14 protein-coding genes and 2 pseudogenes are annotated in these 17,828 nt (G+C 56.7%); 10 read left to right on the top strand and 6 right to left on the bottom strand.

The annotated features are described in order from the left end of the window. Positions 1-4 precede the first annotated feature (4 nt). Positions 5-1,105: an ADP-ribosylarginine hydrolase Tri1 gene (tri1, locus tag AC3B5Q_RS14460; protein ID WP_414816455.1), complete on the top strand. Its 1,101-nt coding sequence runs from the start codon at positions 5-7 to the stop codon at positions 1,103-1,105. A gap of 115 nt (positions 1,106-1,220) precedes the next feature. Here the strand turns inward: tri1 and AC3B5Q_RS14455 are convergent, their stop codons facing one another. The 3 genes from AC3B5Q_RS14455 to AC3B5Q_RS14445 all read right to left on the bottom strand — a co-directional run bounded on the left by AC3B5Q_RS14455 (position 1,221) and on the right by AC3B5Q_RS14445 (position 3,248). Continuing rightward, positions 1,221-1,532, bottom strand: coding sequence for a hypothetical protein (locus AC3B5Q_RS14455; RefSeq protein ID WP_009686747.1), 312 nt, complete (start codon positions 1,530-1,532; stop codon positions 1,221-1,223). 130 nt (positions 1,533-1,662) lie between these two features. Further along, on the bottom strand, positions 1,663-2,172 hold the full coding sequence (locus AC3B5Q_RS14450) for a hypothetical protein (protein ID WP_021785691.1): 510 nt from the start codon (positions 2,170-2,172) through the stop codon (positions 1,663-1,665). 50 nt (positions 2,173-2,222) lie between these two features. Beyond that, positions 2,223-3,248: a hypothetical protein gene (locus AC3B5Q_RS14445; RefSeq protein WP_319298147.1), complete on the bottom strand. Its 1,026-nt coding sequence runs from the start codon at positions 3,246-3,248 to the stop codon at positions 2,223-2,225. 291 nt (positions 3,249-3,539) lie between these two features. On the opposite strand from AC3B5Q_RS14445, the gene AC3B5Q_RS14440 reads away from it, so the two are divergent. Further along, entirely contained in the window at positions 3,540-4,238 is a 699-nt protein-coding gene (locus tag AC3B5Q_RS14440; RefSeq protein WP_103444328.1) for a hypothetical protein, read from the top strand. A gap of 167 nt (positions 4,239-4,405) precedes the next feature. Here the strand turns inward: AC3B5Q_RS14440 and AC3B5Q_RS14435 are convergent, their stop codons facing one another. The 3 genes and pseudogenes from AC3B5Q_RS14435 to AC3B5Q_RS14425 all read right to left on the bottom strand — a co-directional run bounded on the left by AC3B5Q_RS14435 (position 4,406) and on the right by AC3B5Q_RS14425 (position 6,391). Then, positions 4,406-4,603, bottom strand: coding sequence for a polymorphic toxin type 46 domain-containing protein (locus AC3B5Q_RS14435; protein ID WP_338443455.1), 198 nt, complete (start codon positions 4,601-4,603; stop codon positions 4,406-4,408). A gap of 26 nt (positions 4,604-4,629) precedes the next feature. Then, complete coding sequence (locus AC3B5Q_RS14430; protein WP_414816791.1) at positions 4,630-4,941, bottom strand: hypothetical protein; 312 nt, start codon at positions 4,939-4,941, stop codon at positions 4,630-4,632. 8 nt (positions 4,942-4,949) lie between these two features. Continuing rightward, positions 4,950-6,391 (bottom strand): annotated as a pseudogene (locus AC3B5Q_RS14425) (DUF6861 domain-containing protein). Positions 6,392-7,099: 708 nt separating this feature from the next. On the opposite strand from AC3B5Q_RS14425, the gene AC3B5Q_RS14420 reads away from it, so the two are divergent. The 8 genes and pseudogenes from AC3B5Q_RS14420 to AC3B5Q_RS14385 all read left to right on the top strand — a co-directional run bounded on the left by AC3B5Q_RS14420 (position 7,100) and on the right by AC3B5Q_RS14385 (position 17,606). Continuing rightward, positions 7,100-8,956, top strand: coding sequence for a type VI secretion system tip protein TssI/VgrG (locus tag AC3B5Q_RS14420; protein ID WP_103444332.1), 1,857 nt, complete (start codon positions 7,100-7,102; stop codon positions 8,954-8,956). 10 nt (positions 8,957-8,966) lie between these two features. After that, on the top strand, positions 8,967-9,557 hold the full coding sequence (locus AC3B5Q_RS14415; protein WP_103444333.1) for a hypothetical protein: 591 nt from the start codon (positions 8,967-8,969) through the stop codon (positions 9,555-9,557). 34 nt (positions 9,558-9,591) lie between these two features. Then, a complete protein-coding gene (locus AC3B5Q_RS14410) occupies positions 9,592-10,059 on the top strand; it encodes a DcrB-related protein (protein ID WP_003248404.1) in 468 nt (155 codons plus the stop codon). A 6-nt stretch (positions 10,060-10,065) separates the two neighbouring features. Further along, positions 10,066-14,271: a DUF6531 domain-containing protein gene (locus AC3B5Q_RS14405; RefSeq protein ID WP_274118918.1), complete on the top strand. Its 4,206-nt coding sequence runs from the start codon at positions 10,066-10,068 to the stop codon at positions 14,269-14,271. Between the two features lie 9 nt (positions 14,272-14,280). Then, entirely contained in the window at positions 14,281-14,751 is a 471-nt protein-coding gene (locus AC3B5Q_RS14400) for an SMI1/KNR4 family protein (RefSeq protein WP_121783545.1), read from the top strand. 222 nt (positions 14,752-14,973) lie between these two features. After that, positions 14,974-16,718, top strand: a pseudogene (locus tag AC3B5Q_RS14395) (RHS repeat-associated core domain-containing protein); the annotation flags it as partial. A gap of 68 nt (positions 16,719-16,786) precedes the next feature. Next, complete coding sequence (locus tag AC3B5Q_RS14390) at positions 16,787-17,104, top strand: HNH endonuclease (protein ID WP_080671182.1); 318 nt, start codon at positions 16,787-16,789, stop codon at positions 17,102-17,104. A 10-nt stretch (positions 17,105-17,114) separates the two neighbouring features. Further along, positions 17,115-17,606: an SMI1/KNR4 family protein gene (locus AC3B5Q_RS14385; protein WP_488392645.1), complete on the top strand. Its 492-nt coding sequence runs from the start codon at positions 17,115-17,117 to the stop codon at positions 17,604-17,606. Positions 17,607-17,828: the final 222 nt, after the last annotated feature.

The raw sequence follows: 17,828 nt of genomic DNA, 5'->3' as shown, positions 1-17,828 counted from the left end.
CAGCATGATCGACCTGAGAAGCCCAGATGCAGTCCTGAGCGAGTACGCCCAGCGTTACGCCGAACTGCAACCCGAATGGTCGCCGCAGTTGCAGCAGCGCATGAGCTACACGCTGGAACCCGGCGCCCCCAGGCTGCCCCGTATCAAGCCCGGCTGGCTGAGCGACAGGCCCTGCACGTTGTCACCGGACCAGGCGCTGGACCGCGCGCAAGGTGCACTGCTGGGGTTGGCGATTGGTGATGCGGTAGGCACGACCCTGGAGTTCCAGCGGCGCGATCAAGGGCATGTCAGCGATATGGTCGGCGGTGGTCCTTTCCGCCTGGCGCCTGGTGAGTGGACCGACGATACCAGCATGGCCCTGTGCCTGGCGGACACCTACGCCAGCCAAGGCAAGTTCGATTTCGCAACCTTCGCCGATGCATTGGTGCGCTGGTACCGGCACGGCGAAAACAGCGTCAATGGCCGCTGCTTCGACATCGGCAATGTCACCCGCCGAGCCCTGGAAGGGTGGGAGGCCAAAGGGCTTGGCTGGATGGGTAATATCGAGGCCTCGACCGCAGGCAATGGTTCGTTGATACGCCTCGCGCCTACGGCTATTTTCAGGCGTCATTCGCTCTCGGCAAGCTGGTGGGAGAGCGTCACCCAAAGCGGCGTGACCCATGGCGCCGTCGAGGTTCAGGATTGCTGCAAGCTGTTCGCTGCCCAGTTGCACCTGGCGCTCAATGGCGCAGACAAGGTCGAGGCGTTGGCACCCAAGGTGCGGCCGCTGCAGCCGAGACCCACGATCATCAATGCGGGGGAGTACAAGCACAAATCCCGCGAACACATTCGCTCGTCGGGGTATGTGGTCGATACCTTGGAAGCCGCGCTTTGGGCTGTCTGGAATACCAACAATTTCAGGGATGCGATCCTGCTGGCTGCCAACCTTGCCGATGATGCCGACAGTGTCGCTGCAACGGCAGGGCAGATTGCGGGGGCGCTCTACGGGGTATCGGGCATGCCGTCGGAGTGGGTGGACAAGGTGGCCTGGTCGCAGCATATTCGTAGGTTGGCGAGCCGGCTGTTCGAGCTGGCGCCGCCGCGCGATGAGCTCGATATCCCGTAGAGCGGATTGCGTGGGCAGGCCGTGTTTCGCTGCAAGGTAAGATCGATTGCCATCTGCACCACATCCCTTGCACGCCGCCCTCGTGATGAAAACCATAAGGGTGCAATGTCAGGTTCTATTCGTGCGTGTTACTTCTGGCTTTAAATTTTTTAAATGAACTCCATTCTTGTCCCTTGATTAACGCCATATAGAATTTGGCAAAAGCCTCGCTAAGCTCATGATCGTCTCGTAGGTTTGTTTCAGGTAGATAGCGATAACAAGGGATGTCTCGCGCCTCTAAAGGTGTGTGGATGTCACCGTTCTCAGATTTCAGCAGAAGGTCGCGAAGTAGGTTGAGCATGGTCATGGCGTCAGGATTCTGATCCTTGAGAATCTCAAGCTTTTCGCGAAGCGCTCTGGCTGTAATTTTCAGTGTGTCTTTGTCCATTTAATGCCTGAGTATGTGTAGACCGGAGGGGCGCCGCTGTACGCCCCGTCTCCAGGTCGCTGCGGCTTATCAACTGTTACCTTTTCGGTTTTCCGCCGTACTCACTTTGAGCCTGGCCAAGGTAGGCAACTTACCGCCCGTCGACCTGGACGCAAACGTCCTTGCCGTCGATAACCTTGCATGGCCAGTTGTCGTTGATGTAGTGATCCGGCTTGAAGCACACCCGGTCATCATTGACCCAGAACAACTGCCAGGCAGAACCCGATATCAGCAGCTTCGAGCAGGGCGTGTAACCCCTGGCCAGCAAAGCCCCCGTAGTCAGAACCATCACCGCAGGTACTACATAGATCAGTGTTTTAATCGATATCCCGAACATCAACGTCTGGAAGCGGTGCAGCCAGGATGCAGGGGGCGGGTCGAATTTCTTGCCGGTCCAGGCGCAGATCGCACTGCCAACGAGCAGGATGGCGAGTGCCGGTGGGGCCATGAGCAGGCCGAACGCGAGGTACGGTGTCTCCACAACCGGGGCGCCACGTAGCAACCTGCCGTACAGCGGGAACAGGTAGTTGGTATAGGCATAAAGCGAGACGGCCCCTACCAGCAGCAATACGATAAACATGCCGACGGCCAGCAGCCTCATCTTGAGGGGGGAAAGCCCGGGTGAAATTTGTGAGGAGCGAGTATTCATTCTCAGAACTTAGGCAGGTTGAACGTTGGGAGCGATGGCAATGAGGGCATCAATGGCAGCCTGGGGGCGTCTGGCCATGCAGGCAAGTCTATCCCGTCGGGGCGCAGCTTACGGATGACCCACGACTTGGCCTCATCGTAAAGCTCGTCGGCAATCCTGCCTGCGATGTTGGCGGCGGTTTCCTCAGCGTAGCGACGCAGGTCGTCCGGCTTGATCTCGGTGATTGTCTTGTGAATGGCCTCGATATGATCCACGGCATATCGTAAGCCCGCCTTAACGGCATTCTTGATGCCGAAGTGATTGTCGAGTGCGTTCAATCCAAGGCCTACGGCAAATACCACGAGCGCCCCGGCAATGACTGGTGCGGCGGCTGCAGTGAACAGGGCGCCAGCAGCCAGGGCCGCGGCGTATCCGAGTGCCGAGGCGATACCGGCCTTGATCAGTTCCACGCCAACGCCGCCAAACAGGTCGCTCATGACGTGCTCGTCGGCAAATATCCATTCTGCGACTTCAATGGCCACCGCCACGTAGCACGAAAGCTTGAATCCTTTGATGGACGAACCGCGCACTCCATACTTGCCGATGCCCATGCTGACGAGCTTGGCATTCTGGATGCCATAGCGTGGCGCGTTGAGTGTCTTGCGCAGGCCAGGGTAGCCGGTGAGAACGACGTACTGCTTACCATTGCGCACTCTGTAGCGTACTTTTGTGCCCAACCCGTTCATGTCGCGAATGAAACTGGCGGTGTTTTTCGCGTCCCAGGCGGCCATGGCCGCGGGCACACCCCAGGTGGTATTGACGAAGGTATGAGGCAGGCCGTTGTAGGTGGATTTCACGCCGTGCCAGGTGCCGGTCAGCATATCGCCCTGTGTGCGCGTACAGACTTGCGGCGATTGCGTGGCGCCATGTGCCTGCTGAGCAAACTGGGCCTGTGCGTGAAAATCCTCAATGGACATGATCACCATTTCCCGGTGATTCTGGTCCATCTCCCGGTCGAGCTGGCTGAGTTGGCTTTCGCTCACGCTCATGGCGATTCTCCCTGATATTCGCGATCTACTGCCTCATGGCTAGGCGTAGGGAGCCTACACTCCAGACCTCCAGCAGCTCAAACCGGAGGACATATTCCGATGTAATTAATCAAGAAATTGTCTACTGATACACAGGCCCATGATCCACCTGTTGCACGCGGCTTTTGTCCTCGTGGTGAGGCAATCTGGCTTATTGCCATCATTTGACAGCTCCCGGCCAAGCGCGTTTTCATTGTGAGATTTCCAGCTTGATGCAGGATGCATTTACCTGACCGGGAAAGATTGAATTAAATGTTTACGACCGAACGGTTTTTTGCGCGAATTTGGGCCTTCTGGTTTTTGACGCTTATGATTTCAGTGTTGACACTTGGGGTGGCGCCGAAAATTGTTTTTGTGCCAATGGCTGTAGCGTCTTTTGTTACATTTTGCTGGTGCGTGAAATGCGCCTATCGTTCGGAACGATTTGCTGATTTTGCGTCCTTACGTCTCTGTTTCAGCTTGACTGCCGTGCCGCTTTTTGCCTTTGTTCTGTCAATGGCGATAACGTACAAACAAGCAAAAATGGGAGGCGTAGCGGCGCTTGCGATCAGCGCCGTGCCGCTCATTCTTACTGCGTTGGCTTTCGCATTGGCCTATGGGCATCGAAGCAAGGCGAGTTCATTCCTGTTACGCGGTGATCGGGTAGAAGTATTCGAACCCGAGCAGGCCAATTCGTGGGTTGTGGGCGGGCTTGGTGCAGGGTTGAGTAGTCTGCTGTATCCGACGATAAAGAACTATAATAGTTCTATGGCCGTGGTGCTGTGTGTGATGGTTTTCATTTCGCTGTATTTGGTCTTCTATAATCGCACCAATATCGCTTCGTTAAGGGCGTTAAAAGAACGCGAGCGTCGTGAGGCGCGTCAATACACATTTCTTGAGATCGAATATGTGCGTGCGTTACGTGACGCTTCATGGTTGGCTCGGGTTTTTGCACTCAAGAGCCGAAAATAAGCGATATTAGACGCCAGTTATCCAGGAAGTGTGATGTTGACTTGCTCTCTCGACTCGCGAATCTTCCAGGGTAAGACGGTACAAGACCTAGTTGGCGAGGTACTTGCAGGTTTTGGCAGCTTGGCAAAGTGCGATTTCCGCCTGAACAAATCGTTGAAATCTTATAGCTACTGCAATCCGGAAAGATCGCCGTTCGTACCTTTGACTATAGTCAGTCGCGCAATTTCTTTCCGGTGATCATGCAGAGGCTCAATGAGCAGGGGGATGTAATCGGCAGACTTATAGCCCTGTGACTTGAAGAAATTGGCAGCAGTATCCTGGTTGCCTCGTATATTGGTGTACTGCCAAGTTGCCCGTTCGAGCAAGCTTCTTGTATGTGCTCCATCTTTTTCTAATCGTGATTTTTATTTTTGGCTTGGAATTTCTTAAAGGAACTCCACTCCTCTCCATCAATCAATGCCATGTAAAATTCTGCAAATAACTGACTGAAATTACGATCGTCCTGTAAGTTGGTTTCCGGTAAGTAGCGGTAACCAGGTATGTCTCTAGCCTCCATGGGGGCATGAATTTTTCCATTTTCAGCTTTTAATAAGAGGCCGCGTAGGGTGTTGAGCATCAGCTTCGCATCGGAATTTTGATCTTCGAGAGCCTCAAGTTTTTCACGAAGCGCTGCAGCGGTAGCCTTCAGTGTGTGCGTGTTCATTGTCTATCCTAGTTATCAATAGTGCCTATGACTTTGGTGGCCGACCACTCATTACGGTTAGGGGTAAGATATTGAAGTGCGCCACCCGCCCTGTCAATGTTACCTCCAAATTCGGTGGTAGGCGCAATCTTGCTGACAAAAACCTCTGTTGGTTTAAGTGGCGTCATTTCAAAAATTGAATATTTTGTAGCCTCACTGCCCAGCGGTAATCCTAGGCTATCAGCCAGGGTTCGGCTTCCCTGCGCAGCAGACTGCAGCTCCTCCATAGTGGTGAAAAATGGAGAGTAACGGCTTGCCTCTTGTCCCACTGGCACGATTTTCACGAGGGGCGAATCTATGATGGACAGTTTTGGAGTGTTACTGCCCGAGCCTATCTGGGAGATGGCTCGGCTGAAAATGTCCATGTCTGATGCTTTGGGGTCTGCGGCACGTAGCTTTTGCAGATATAGCTCACCATCAGGGCTGTCGAGATACTCATTAATCTGTTTGTTGCTAAGGCCTCGGGGTGCAAAAGTCTCTGCATATTTTAGTTGTTGATCGTGCGCTACAAAGTCAGGGTCCTGTTTCGCATAAAATTCTCGCAAGCTCTTTGGCTCGACCTGGCTGATGGGAGATGGTTCTTTAACTTGCAACTCCGGCTGCGCCAACAGCTTCTGCTCATTCTTCGCCAACCAGGCCGCCAGCTGCTTGTTGGAGATCTCGGCCTGCAGCCGAGCGCTCCGGGCGGCAATGCTTTCCATGCTGCTCATGACGCCGGCTTTCATCTGCCCCCGAGTAAGGTAGGTGACGATGGCTGTCAGTAACAGCAGCACCAACTGCTCCTGCCCGCGAGCAAGCTGGCGTGCAGCGCGCTCGACACGCTCCTGGGCCTGCGCCGTGGAACCGCCGCTCGGGTCCAGGCCAGCGGGCTTGAGGCCATCCTCGGCGAACCAGGCCGTGGCCATGCCTTGGTGAAGGGTCGACAGGCAGGCCGGCAGCCCCTGATAAAAATACTCGGCGATGGCGGACAGCCTCAGGCCCATGAGGATCAGGTTGCCGACCTGCAGGCCAATGCCGGCGCCGCGCCGACGCCAAAGGCGAACGCCCCGGCCACGCCACCGGCGAGCGAGCCAACCGCCACACTGCCACCGAGGATCATCGACACCTCTTTGACCAGTTGCAGCAGCACCGGGAGGATTTGCTCGATACCTATCGAGGACCACTTGCGCTTGAGGCTGTCCTGAATGATCGGGTAGGACAGGGCCATGGCCTGGCGCACGTTGTCGATACGCTGGCCACCGAGGTAGCCATAGGCCTGGTTGGCGCCATTGCTCACTCGTCGGCTGAAACCGTCCCAGGCCTCATGGGCGCTGTTCAGGCCGCTGTCGACGCTCTGGTTGAGCTCGCTGAATTTCTGCTCGAGATTGCGTTCGATGTCTCCCCAACTGGGGATGTTGGCTAAAAGATCCATTTTCGCTTCACTGTCCATGGAAGTGGCGGCGCTCGGCGGCGAGCGCAGCATGTCGCTTCAGACCTCAGGATGGGGCGAAGTCCGGCGGAGAGCCCATTGTTCTCATGACAAGCGTGCGCGGCAATGATGGCAATTGAGCATCGCTGCACGGCTTTGTGGCTGACCGCATCCCGCAAGTGCCATTACGGCCGCGTTCGCGATGGCCATTTGGCGGAATTGGCTAGTGGCAAAAAATTTGAACCAATCCACGTTATGAACATTTTTCTCCGCCAGTGGAGTTGATGCGTCAGGTAGCGAGACAGTTCAAGTGGGAGCTGTCAGGCATGGGCGCTGATCGGCACCTCAAACCTTCTGCGACGGGCCGTTCGGCGATTGCCGGGGGCGCTTCCGGGCGCCAGTGAGGAGGATGAAGGATGGCGATATGACATTGCCTTGCAGGGCGGTATTGCCCGGTTTTCCTAGGCCTGTAATGAGTTGACAGGGCAGCTTTTGCCGGTGTTTCCTTTGGGCCTTTCTGCCTGCCTGGCATTCGGGAATGTGAACCCTGTCGCATTTATTTCAATGCATGATGGCACTTTCCTCTGTGCAGGCAGTCGCATGATTCCGCAAGCACGCGCGTTATGCGCGCATGCAGAATACGCCCGCAAGATCAGGGTTGCAGCTGAGCATCGCAAGCGCGTGCTGGCCGTGTTTTCAAGGAGATTTCGCATGATCATGGACTTGGCCTCCGCGCTGCTGTCGCCACAGAACCGCCGCCTGTTCAAGTTTCACAACCTGGCCAACCCCGAGCAGGAGCTGCTGCTGGAAACCTTCAAGGGCACTGAAGCCCTGTCGCGGGCGTTCAACTACGAACTGCTGCTGGTCTGCGAAGACTCCGGCGTGCCGCTCAAATCCATGATGGGCCAGCACGTCAGCATCGAGATCGAACTGGCCGAAGGCGGCCCGCGGTACATAACCGGCTACCTCACACGCTTTGCCAGCATCGGCAGCGACGGCGGCATGGCGCGCTATACCGCTACCCTCAACCCGTGGTTCTCGATGCTGAAGAACCGCTTCGACACGCGGATCTTCCAGGGCAACACGGTCGAGGAAGTGGTCACCGAAGTGTTCGCGCTGTGCCCGGCGTTTTCCCGCCACGAGTTTCGCCTGACCCGGCCACAGAAGCGCTACACCTACATTACCCAGTACCGCGAAACCGACTTCAACTTCGTCCAGCGCCTGCTGGAGGAAGAGGGGATGTTCTACTACTTCGAGCACACCGCCGAAGGCCACACCATGATCATCTGCGATGACTCCAGCACGCTGGTGGCCATCCCCGAGCAACCGCAAATCCGCTTCCACAGCGCCTCGGTCACCGAGACCGCCGACTCCATCACCCAGTGGAGCGGCAACCGTCAACTGCAATCCGGCAAGATGGCCACGCAAACCTTTGACTACCGCCAACCGAACAACCGCCTGCCGGTGGCGCTGAACAGCGTGAACAAGCAGGGCGATGTCGAGAACTTCGAGATCTACGACTTCCCCGGCCAGTACACCCACGGTACCTATGACGAAGGCGAAACCCTGCTGCGCCTGCGCATTGAGGCGCTGGAGCTGCGCGGCAAAAAGTTTGAAGGTGCCAGTAACTGCCGGGCCATGAAGCCAGGCTATACCTTCGAGCTGCTGCAGCACTACATCCACGACCAAGGCCCGGTAGAAGACCGCCAGTTCCTGCTGATGAGCGTGGAAAGCGAAGGCCACAACAACTACCTTACCGGCCAGCAGGCCAGCTATTTCAACACCTTCAGTTGCGTGCGCAAGAAGATCCCGTTCCGCCCGCAGCTGAGTACGCCCAAACCGACCATTGCCGGCCCGCAGACCGCGATCATCGTCGGCCCACCGGGTGAGGAGATCTTCACCGACGAACTGGGCCGGGTGAAAATCCAGTTCCACTGGGACCGCAATGGCAAGTACAACGACCACAGCTCGTGCTGGGTACGTGTCGCCCAGTCCGGCGCCAGCGGTGGCTTCGGCAGCATCCAGATCCCACGCGTAGGCGACGAGGTGGTGGTGGTGTTCCTTGACGGCAACCCGGACCGGCCGCTGATCATGGGCAGCCTGTACAACAGCACCAACACCCCGCCATGGTCGCTGCCGGCGAACAAGACTCAGAGTGGGTTCCTGACGCGGTCGATGAAGGGCGACGGCGGCACTGCCAACTTCTTCCGCTTCGAGGACAAGGCCGGCGCCGAGCAGATCATCATGCATGCCGAGCGCAACATGGATACCGAGATCGAGCTGGATGAGACCCACGATGTGGGGAACAACCGCTCGATTACTGTTGGCGGTACGCACACCGAAACGGTCAAGAAAGACACCGTGGTGCAGGTGACCGAAGGTTCCTACACCCTGCAAGTCGACAACCAGTTCATCCAGGTGGCCGCCAAGCAGCACATCATCCTGCAGGTGGGCGACAGCAGCATCACGCTGACCCCGGAAGGCATCGAGATCAAAGGCAAGGTCATCGTGACCACCAGTACCGACACCACCCAGATCACCGGCGCCGCAGTGCGAATCAACGACTGAGGCAAGGTTCATGTACAAGCCCTCGATCTACGACCGCATCTCTGCCAGGCGCGAAGCGCAAGAGGAGTCTGCGCGGCTGGCCAGTCTGGCGGAAGCGGCTCATGTGCCCGAGCCTGTGTCCGAGCTGGAACCGGAACCGGTGCCAGCCGTGTTGCAGGATGTAGCCAGCGCTTTCACCTTCGCAGGGTTCTCCTTGCAGTTTCCGCTCGGCTTTCGTTTTCGCGACATCCAGACCACCCTCGAGCATGAAGGCGAGCCGGTCAGCCTCAGCATCCGCCGTCGTGATGTGCGCGCCAGGCAGCCGCTGGAGCAACTGTTCCAGAGCGCAGTCGAGGCTTTGCGCGAATTGAACCCGCAACTGCGTGTGATTCGCCAACGTGATTGCCTCCTGGCTGGGAACCCGGCCAAGGTCGTGGACTTTCACTTCAATGCCGGCCACGAGCCTCGGCACGGTCGCCTGGTCGGCGCACTGGTGCCCATCGCCGGCAGCGATTCGCTGCAATGGCTGGATATCTCCAGCGTGATCGACCCCAGCAAGCCCGGCCTGAGCCAGTGGCTGGCCGAGTTCGACCGCATGCTCGATGGCTTCGCGCAGGGCTGACCCCGATTTTTTCGCTATCAGGAATTTTCATCGCATGGATTACGAATTACAGGAAGGCGGCATTGCGCTGCCGGCAGGTTTCGAGGACCGCACGGTCAACATGTTCGTCCTGGGTGCCAGTGTTCCAGCACCCTTGAGCATCACCATCTCGCGTGACACCTTGCTGCCGGACGAAGCGCTGCAGGCCTATGTCGATCGCCAGGTCAAGCTGCTAACCTCCAAGCTGCGCGGCTACACCCGCATGGGCAACAAGGCCGTCACGCTCTCGGTTACCGCACCCATTGCCGGTATCCAGATCGACGCCTATTACATGAACCAGGGCCGCCCGCTGTACCAGCGCCAGGCCGCCTTCATCATCAGCCCCGGGCGTGCCCTGATCTTCTCCACCACTGCACAGGCCGACTTCAGTGCCCAGCAGAACCAGGACTGGGACAATCTGTTGGCCAGCTTCACCCCGCGTGCCCCGTCCGAAACCAGCGCCGAGTCCGGCGAACAGGAGTAATCCCTCATGTTCGAAGCGGCCAGGTTCGGCGACGAGATATCGCACACCAGCGCGCTGGGGGGCTTCCTGATCGGGGCCGCCCTGGGGATTGCGCTGGTGGCCACGGTGGCCATCGCCACGTTCACCTGCGGGTTCGGCGTGGCCTTGCTGGCCGGCCTCGCAGCCGGCATCGGGGGCAGCTTGCTGACTGCCGCCGGAGAGGCGATAGGCAGTATGTTCTCGTCCCCCTCAGGGACGATAACCACTGCCTCACCCAACGTGTTCATCAACAGCCGCAAGGCCGCCCGCGTCGAAAAAAGCATCGGTGCCTGCGACAAGCACCCAGGGCCGGTGCAGATTGCCGAAGGCTCGACCAACGTCTTCATCAACAGCGTCGCCGCCGCGCGCAAGGGCGACAAGCTGACCTGCGGCGCCACCATTTCCGGTGGTTCGGACAACGTCATCATCGGCGGCGGCACCTACCGTTACCTGCCCGTGGACGATGAAGTCCCGGAGTGGCTGCGCACCACCGTGGATGTACTGATGGCCATCGCCGGTGCCGCAGGCGGTATCGCCCAGCTGATCAAGGCGGGTACCCAGGCCGGCATGAAAGCCGTCATGCCTTGCGCCCTGAAGTTCACGGCCGGCTTCGTCGCCGGTGAGGTGGCCAGCCGTTACGTGGTCGAACCCGTGGCCCGCAAGGCTATCGGCGGCCTGGTCGGCAACCCCGTCGACCTCACCACGGGCCGCAAGCTGATCCCCGATGAAATCGACTTCAGCCTGCCGGGCCTGATGCCGATCGAGTGGTCGCGCTTCTACGCCAGCGACCTGACGGTCGACAGCGTACTCGGCCGCGGCTGGGTGCTGCCCTGGGAGCAGAGCCTGCGCCGCCAGGGGGCATTCATCTACCTCACCGACAACCAGGGCCGCGAAGTCCCGTTCGTGACCCTGCAACCGGGGCAGCGCATCTACAACCCGTACGAGCAGGTGTACCTGGTGTGCACCGAGGGCGGCCACTACATCCTGCAGACCCTCGATAACCTGTTCTTCTACTTCGGCGAAGTGCCAGACACCAACACCGAAGTGCCGCTGCAGCGTATCGAGAACGTCCTCGGCCACTTCCTGCACTTCACCCGCACGCCCGACGGCACACTGACCGACATCAGCGCCACCGGCGGCACCCGCGTGCACCTGCACTACGACAACCCGCTGGGTCGCCTGACCGACATCAAGCGCGTGGTCAACAATGAGGCGGTCGAAACGCTCACCCAGTACCGCTACGACGAACACGGCCAGCTGAGCGCGGTGATCAACCGCAACGGCGACACCGTGCGCAGCTTCAGCTACGCCGACGGACTGATGGTGACCCACAGCAACGCGCTGGGGCTGGGCTGCCACTACCGTTGGCAAACCCTGGGCGACAGGCCGCGCGTGATCGAACACTGGACCAGCGACGGCGAGCACTACCACTTCCGCTACGACCTCGATAGCCGCACCAGCTGGGCCACCGACGTGCTCGGCCGCGAGCTGGAAGTGCAGTACAACGCTGACCACCGCGTGGTCGCCAGCCGTGATTATGGCGGCGAGCGCTACGCCATCGAGCTGGACGAACACGGCAATATGGTTGGCCTGACCTTGCCGGACGGTAACCGCCTGCAATTCAAGTACGACGAATTCTCCCGCCTGCTCGAAGAAACCGATCCGCTCGGCCGCAAGACCCAGTACGAATATCACCACCTGACCACGCTGGTGACCCAGGTCAGCTACCCGGATGGCAGCACCTGGCGAGCGCGTTACGACGACAAGGGCAACCTGCTCGCCGAATTCGATGCCCTCGGCCAGATGACCGAGTACCTGAACAGCGATGACGGCCTGCCGCACACCATCATCGATGCGACCTACAAGTCCAAGTACCTGTGGTGGAACACCCTGGCCCAGGTCGAGCGCTACCAGGACTGCTCGGGCAAGAGTACGTACTACCGCTATGACGAACGCCAGCACCTGGTCGCGGTAACAGACGCGCTGAACCAGACCACCACGCTGGAGCGCAAGCCCGACGGCGAAGTGCTGCGCATCAGCCACCCGGACGGCACCACGGAAAGCTTCACCTACAACGTCTACGGTCAGGTGCTCAGCCACACCGACGGCAAGGGCCAGACCACCCGCCTGATGCGCACGGCCCGCGGCCTGCCGAGCAGCCGCCAGGATGCCAAGGGCCAGAGGGTTCGCTACGAGTACGACAAGGCCATGCGCCTGACCGCGCTGGTCAACGAAAACAACGCCACGTACAGCTTTGCCTACGACGCTTCGGACCGGCTGAGCGAAGAAGTGCGGGTGGATAACCTGACCCGGCGTTTCAGCTACAACGTCGGTGGCCATCTCACACGACTGGATGAGATTGGCTATGGCGAAAATGCCGAGCGGCCGGAGCGCCATACGCTGTTCGAGCGTGATGCCATTGGCCGTTTGGTCGCCAAGATCAACCGTGATGCGAGCCAGACATTCGCATACGACGACGGTGACCGGTTGCTGAGCATCGAGCGGCAACCGAGCGGGATCGGCAAGCAGCTTGGGATCACGGAAGAAAAGCTGGAATACACCTACGATCTGCTCGGCCGGCTGACGAAAGAAATCACCCCTGACGGCACGCTTGGCTACGAGTACGACCCGCTTAGCAACCTGACCACGCTGACCCTGCCGGATGGGCGCAAGGTCAATCACCTGTACTACGGCAGCGGTCACCTGCACCAGCTGAACCTGGATGGTCAGGTGATCAGCGACATGGAGCGCGATGACCTGCACCGCGAGGTGTACCGGACCCAGGGCAAGCTCACCAGTTGCTTCGGTTATGACGCCATGGGGCGCAAGGCCTGGCAGTTTGCCTCGACCTTGCCGGCCGACAAGCTCTCGCAAGTGCACAACACCGGTGTGAATACCTCGTTGCTGGTGGAGCACGCCTACAACCCGATCCACCGCCGTTATCAGTACGACCCAGCTGGTGAACTGGTGCGTACCCTCGACAAGCTACGCGGCGAGATCAAGTACGAGTACGAAGCCAACGGCCAGTTGCGCAGTCGTGATACCGGCTCGTTGATCGGCAGCGAGGAGTTCCGCTACGACCCGGCAGCCAATCGCCTGGACTTCAATGCGCGGCAGTTCGACAAGGTCAAGGACAACCGCATCAAACAGTGGCGGGATCAGGAGTACCGCTACGACCCGTGGGGCAACCTGATCGAGAAGCGCTCGGGGCATAGCAAGCTGCAGAGCTTTAGCTATGACTGCGAGAACCGGCTGGTGCGGGCGGAGACGTTGGTCAATGGCAAACTGGAAAGCCGAGGCGAGTATCGTTACGACAGCTTGGGGAGGCGAATAGCCAAGCAGGCTGAAATCAATGGCGAGGTCGAGCAGAAGCGCTTCCTCTGGCAAGGGCTAAGGATGCTGCGGGAGGAAACGCCAGGGCAGAGCATCTTGTACCTGTACGAGCCGGGTAGCTATGCGCCATTGGCGCGGGTTGATCAGGTTGAAGGGGAAGGGCAGAAGGTCTATTACTTCCATACGGATCAGATTGGGACGCCGTTGGAGCTGACGGATAGCGAGGGTGAGATTGTTTGGCAGGCTACTTACCGTTCTTGGGGGGCTGTAGACCAGCTAGCTGTTAGTGAGGTTGAGCAGAACCTTAGATCTCAAGGGCAGTACTTTGATTGTGAAAGCTATTTGCACTACAATACTTTCCGATATTATGACTCCGAAGTAGGAAGATTTACGACCCAAGACCCAATTGGTTTAAGTGGGGGGATTAATTTTTATGGATTTGCCCCTAATCCTAATTCTTGGGTTGACCCGCTTGGGTGGGCATGCTGGACACCGAAAAGTGTAGCGGGCCGGAAAGTTTATCAGCGTAATGATATATTTGATCCGCATCGTGTGGATGAGCTGGGACGTACTAACATACAGAGAATGAAGAAGGGGGACGCGCCTATCGGTAAGGATGGGAAAGAAGTAAATCTTCATCATCTTACCCAAGATGAACCTGGCCCGATGGCTGAGGTTCTAAGCAGTTTCCATTCTAAGCACGACAGGGTGGTGCATATATATTCTAACCAGTGGGATAAAAGTTGGGTGGGAAGTGATGGGTTAAGACGTCTTTATAACAGCGCGCCGCCAAGCATGAATCGCGGTCCATTCAATACTTGGAAGAAATCTTATTGGAAAGCCAGAGCCTTGGATTTTTGAGGATATAAAATGAGCTATATAGATATTATAGAATCTGAAATCAACGCCAGCGGGGAAGACCCCGCATACGCAGGGGGGGCATCGGATGAAGCGATAGCAGACTTTGAGAAAGCTCTTGGTGTTAATTTCCCATTATCATATAAACTGTTTTTGAAGAAATATGGTGCGCTGTCGTTTGCGGGTGATACTTACTATGGTATAACCAAGAGCGGTATTGGTGCAACGTCTGTTCCTAACGTGGTTTTTGCCACAAAAAGTGCTAGAGCTGATGGCGATGCAAATGAGTCGATGATTGTAGTGAAAGCTTCTGGCTATGGTCCGATTTATTCCATAGATGTCTCGACTCTCGGAGCTACTGGAGAGCCGGTCATAGTTGAAACTCAGCTTTCGTTCAAGCGAACCAAAGAAAAAAATGTAATTTATCAAAGTTTTGAGGAGTTTTTTGTTGACTCGATTAGGCAAGCGATTAGGGAGCTTTGAGTTGTAGTGAATCTATTGTGGCTGGCTTCTATGTAGGTGTATGTTGGTTGAAAGTTGTCGAATAAGTGGTTTGTAGTTGTATCGTTGCGCAATTTTTATGAGTTGGGGCAGGGTTTGCTATCTTTAGGGCTTAGGTGAAGATGATTAATGTCTTGTCTTAGGTGTCATTTATAAGTGAAGTAGGCATGGATCTGAATATTGGTTTCCTATCCCAATAATAACCTCAGCCAAGTACTGGGTCCCCGCGATGGCAAAGGCCAGGCTACTCGACTGTAGCGTATCTCGCGGGGGCTGCTAAGAGCCGCCAGGACGCCACGAGCGAGTGGATCCGCTATGAGTACGACAAGGCCTTGCGCCTGACCGCACTGGTCAACGAGAACAGCGCGGCCTACTGCTTTGCCTATGATGCGTCGGACCGGCTAAGCGAGGAAGTGCGGGTGGATAACCTGACCCGGCGTTTCAGCTACAACGTCGGTGGTCATCTCACACGACTGGATGAGATTGGCTATGGCGAAAATGCCGAGCGGCCCGAGCGCCATACGCTGTTCGAGCGTGATGCCATTGGCCGTTTGGTCGCCAAGATCAACCGTGATGCGAGCCAGACATTCGCATACGACGACGGTGACCGTTTGCTGAGCATCGAGCGGCAACCGACCGGGATCGGCAAGCAGCTTGGGATCACGGAAGAAAAGCTGGAATACACCTACGATCTGCTCGGCCGTCTGACCAAAGAAATCAGCCCTGACGGCACGCTTGGCTACGAGTACGACCCACTCAGCAACCTGACCACGCTGACCCTCCCGGATGGGCGCAAGGTCAATCACCTGTACTACGGCAGCGGTCACCTGCACCAGCTGAACCTGGATGGTCAGGTGATCAGCGACATGGAGCGCGATGACCTGCACCGCGAGGTGTACCGGACCCAGGGCAAGCTTACCAGTTGCTTCGGTTATGACGCCATGGGGCGCAAGGCCTGGCAGTTTGCCTCGACCTTGCCGGCCGACAAGCTTTCGCAGGTGCACAACACCGGCATCAATACCTCGTTGCTGGTCGAGCACGCCTACAACCCGATCCACCGCCGTTACCAGTACGGCCCGGCCGGTGAACTGGTGCGTACGCTGGACAAGCTACGTGGCGAGATCAAGTACGAGTATGAAGCCAATGGCCAGTTGCGCAGCCGTGATACGGGCTCGCTGGTGGGCAGCGAAGAGTTTCGTTATGACCCGGCGGCCAACCGGTTGGACTTCAATGCGCGTCAGTTTGACAAGGTCAAGGACAACCGCATCAAACAGTGGCGGGATCAAGAGTACCGCTACGACCCGTGGGGCAACCTGATCGAGAAGCGCTCGGGGCACTGCAAGCTGCAGCACTTTATCTATGACTGCGAGAACCGGCTGGTGCGGGCGGAGACGTTGGTCAATGGCAAGCTGGATAGCCAAGGCGAGTACCGGTACGACAGCTTGGGGAGGCGAATAGCCAAACAGGCGGAAATGAATGGCGAGGTAGAGCAGAAGCGCTTCCTCTGGCAAGGCTTGCGGATGCTGCGGGAGGAAACTCCTGGGCACAGCATCTTGTACCTGTACGAGCCGGGTAGCTATGCGCCGTTAGCGCGGGTCGATCAAGTTGAAGGGGAAGAGCAGAAGGTCTATTACTTCCATACGGATCAGATTGGCACGCCGCTGGAGCTTACGAACAGCGATGGCGCAGTCGTTTGGCAAGCTACGTACCGCTCGTGGGGCATGCTAGAGCAGCTAGATATTAGTGAAGTCGAGCAGAACCTTCGATTTCAAGGGCAATACTTCGACGTTGAGAGTGAGCTGCATTATAATACCTTCCGTTATTATGCGTCGGATATTGGGCGCTTTGTAACTCAAGATCCATTGGGTTTAGGTGGCGGTGTAAATATTTACCAATATGCGCCTAATGCCACTGCATGGATTGATCCTTGGGGGCTATCTTTCAAGAGTGTGAATTTTGAGGGTTCGCCTGAGTTGTTCCCCGTAACCGGCAACCAAAAAATATCGTATCTATTCAAATGCAAGGGTCTCGAGGTCGAGACTTTACTGAAGCTTACAAGCAAGCTGGTTTGTCAAAGGCTCAGGTCAAATCGATTGGTAAATATACTTGGCATCATTTGGATGATTTCGATCCTGTAACTGGTAAGGGAACAATGCAGTTAGTAACTCAGGCCGCGCACGAGGCTTCGTTGCCCCATACAGGGTCGGTGGCACAATTCGAGAAGCATTTCGGTTTGCCTTCTGGATCTTACGGGACACCTGAAACTGTAGCTATCTCGCAGGACAAGGGGTGGCTGAAAGGGCGCCCACAAAAAATAACGTCTACAACTTGTTGAGGACTATATGGTGGATGATTTTAAACTCTTCAATTCTGATGTCGCTATTTCAGGGCTTGATATTGATGCACTTGAGTCTGAAATCGGTATGAGATTTCCTGCGGAATTTAGGGCGCTATACCTGACCTTCAATGGGGGTGAGCCTAATCGGGCATTTTGGGCGGAAGAGGAAAATTATGAGCCGATTAGAGTTGAAGATTTTAAGAGTATTGCTAGTGATGGCGCTGTAGACAAGAATGAGACTAAGTACATAGGTGGTTGTTTCAGGTTGATGGTGAGCAGGAATGTCTTGCCAGCACACTTGGTGCCATTTTCCGTAGATGAGGCGGGTAACTTTATTTGCCTTGATAAAAATGAGGGCAAGGTGATTTATTTTGCGGTGGACATTTTTCAGCCCGATATTGATATGCATCTAAATCACATCAGTTCTCAACGGGTTCTTTCGTTTTCATTTCATGAGTTCATTGGGTCCTTGATTCATGAGGATCAAGTTGATCAGTGAGTGTGTGAGGTGTTGCACTGAAGGCTGAAAGCTTTTACTGGCTTTAGCGCTTTAGCGTGAATGTCAGTGAATGCTGGCTTTAATTCAACCTTCGGCGCTATACTTTCTAAGTGGATTTAGTGTGGCTGGGATCTTTAATAACTTAACGTCGGAGGGCTGAGGCGTTAGCCTCAGTCATTCCAGTAAACGAGTCACACTGAATAGAACGTCCTGCAGCAGTCA

The organism is Pseudomonas sp. D5(2026) (genome assembly GCF_057766845.1).
The sequence above is the reverse complement of the archived record's forward strand: the minus strand, read 5'-3'. Positions and strand labels throughout refer to the sequence as shown.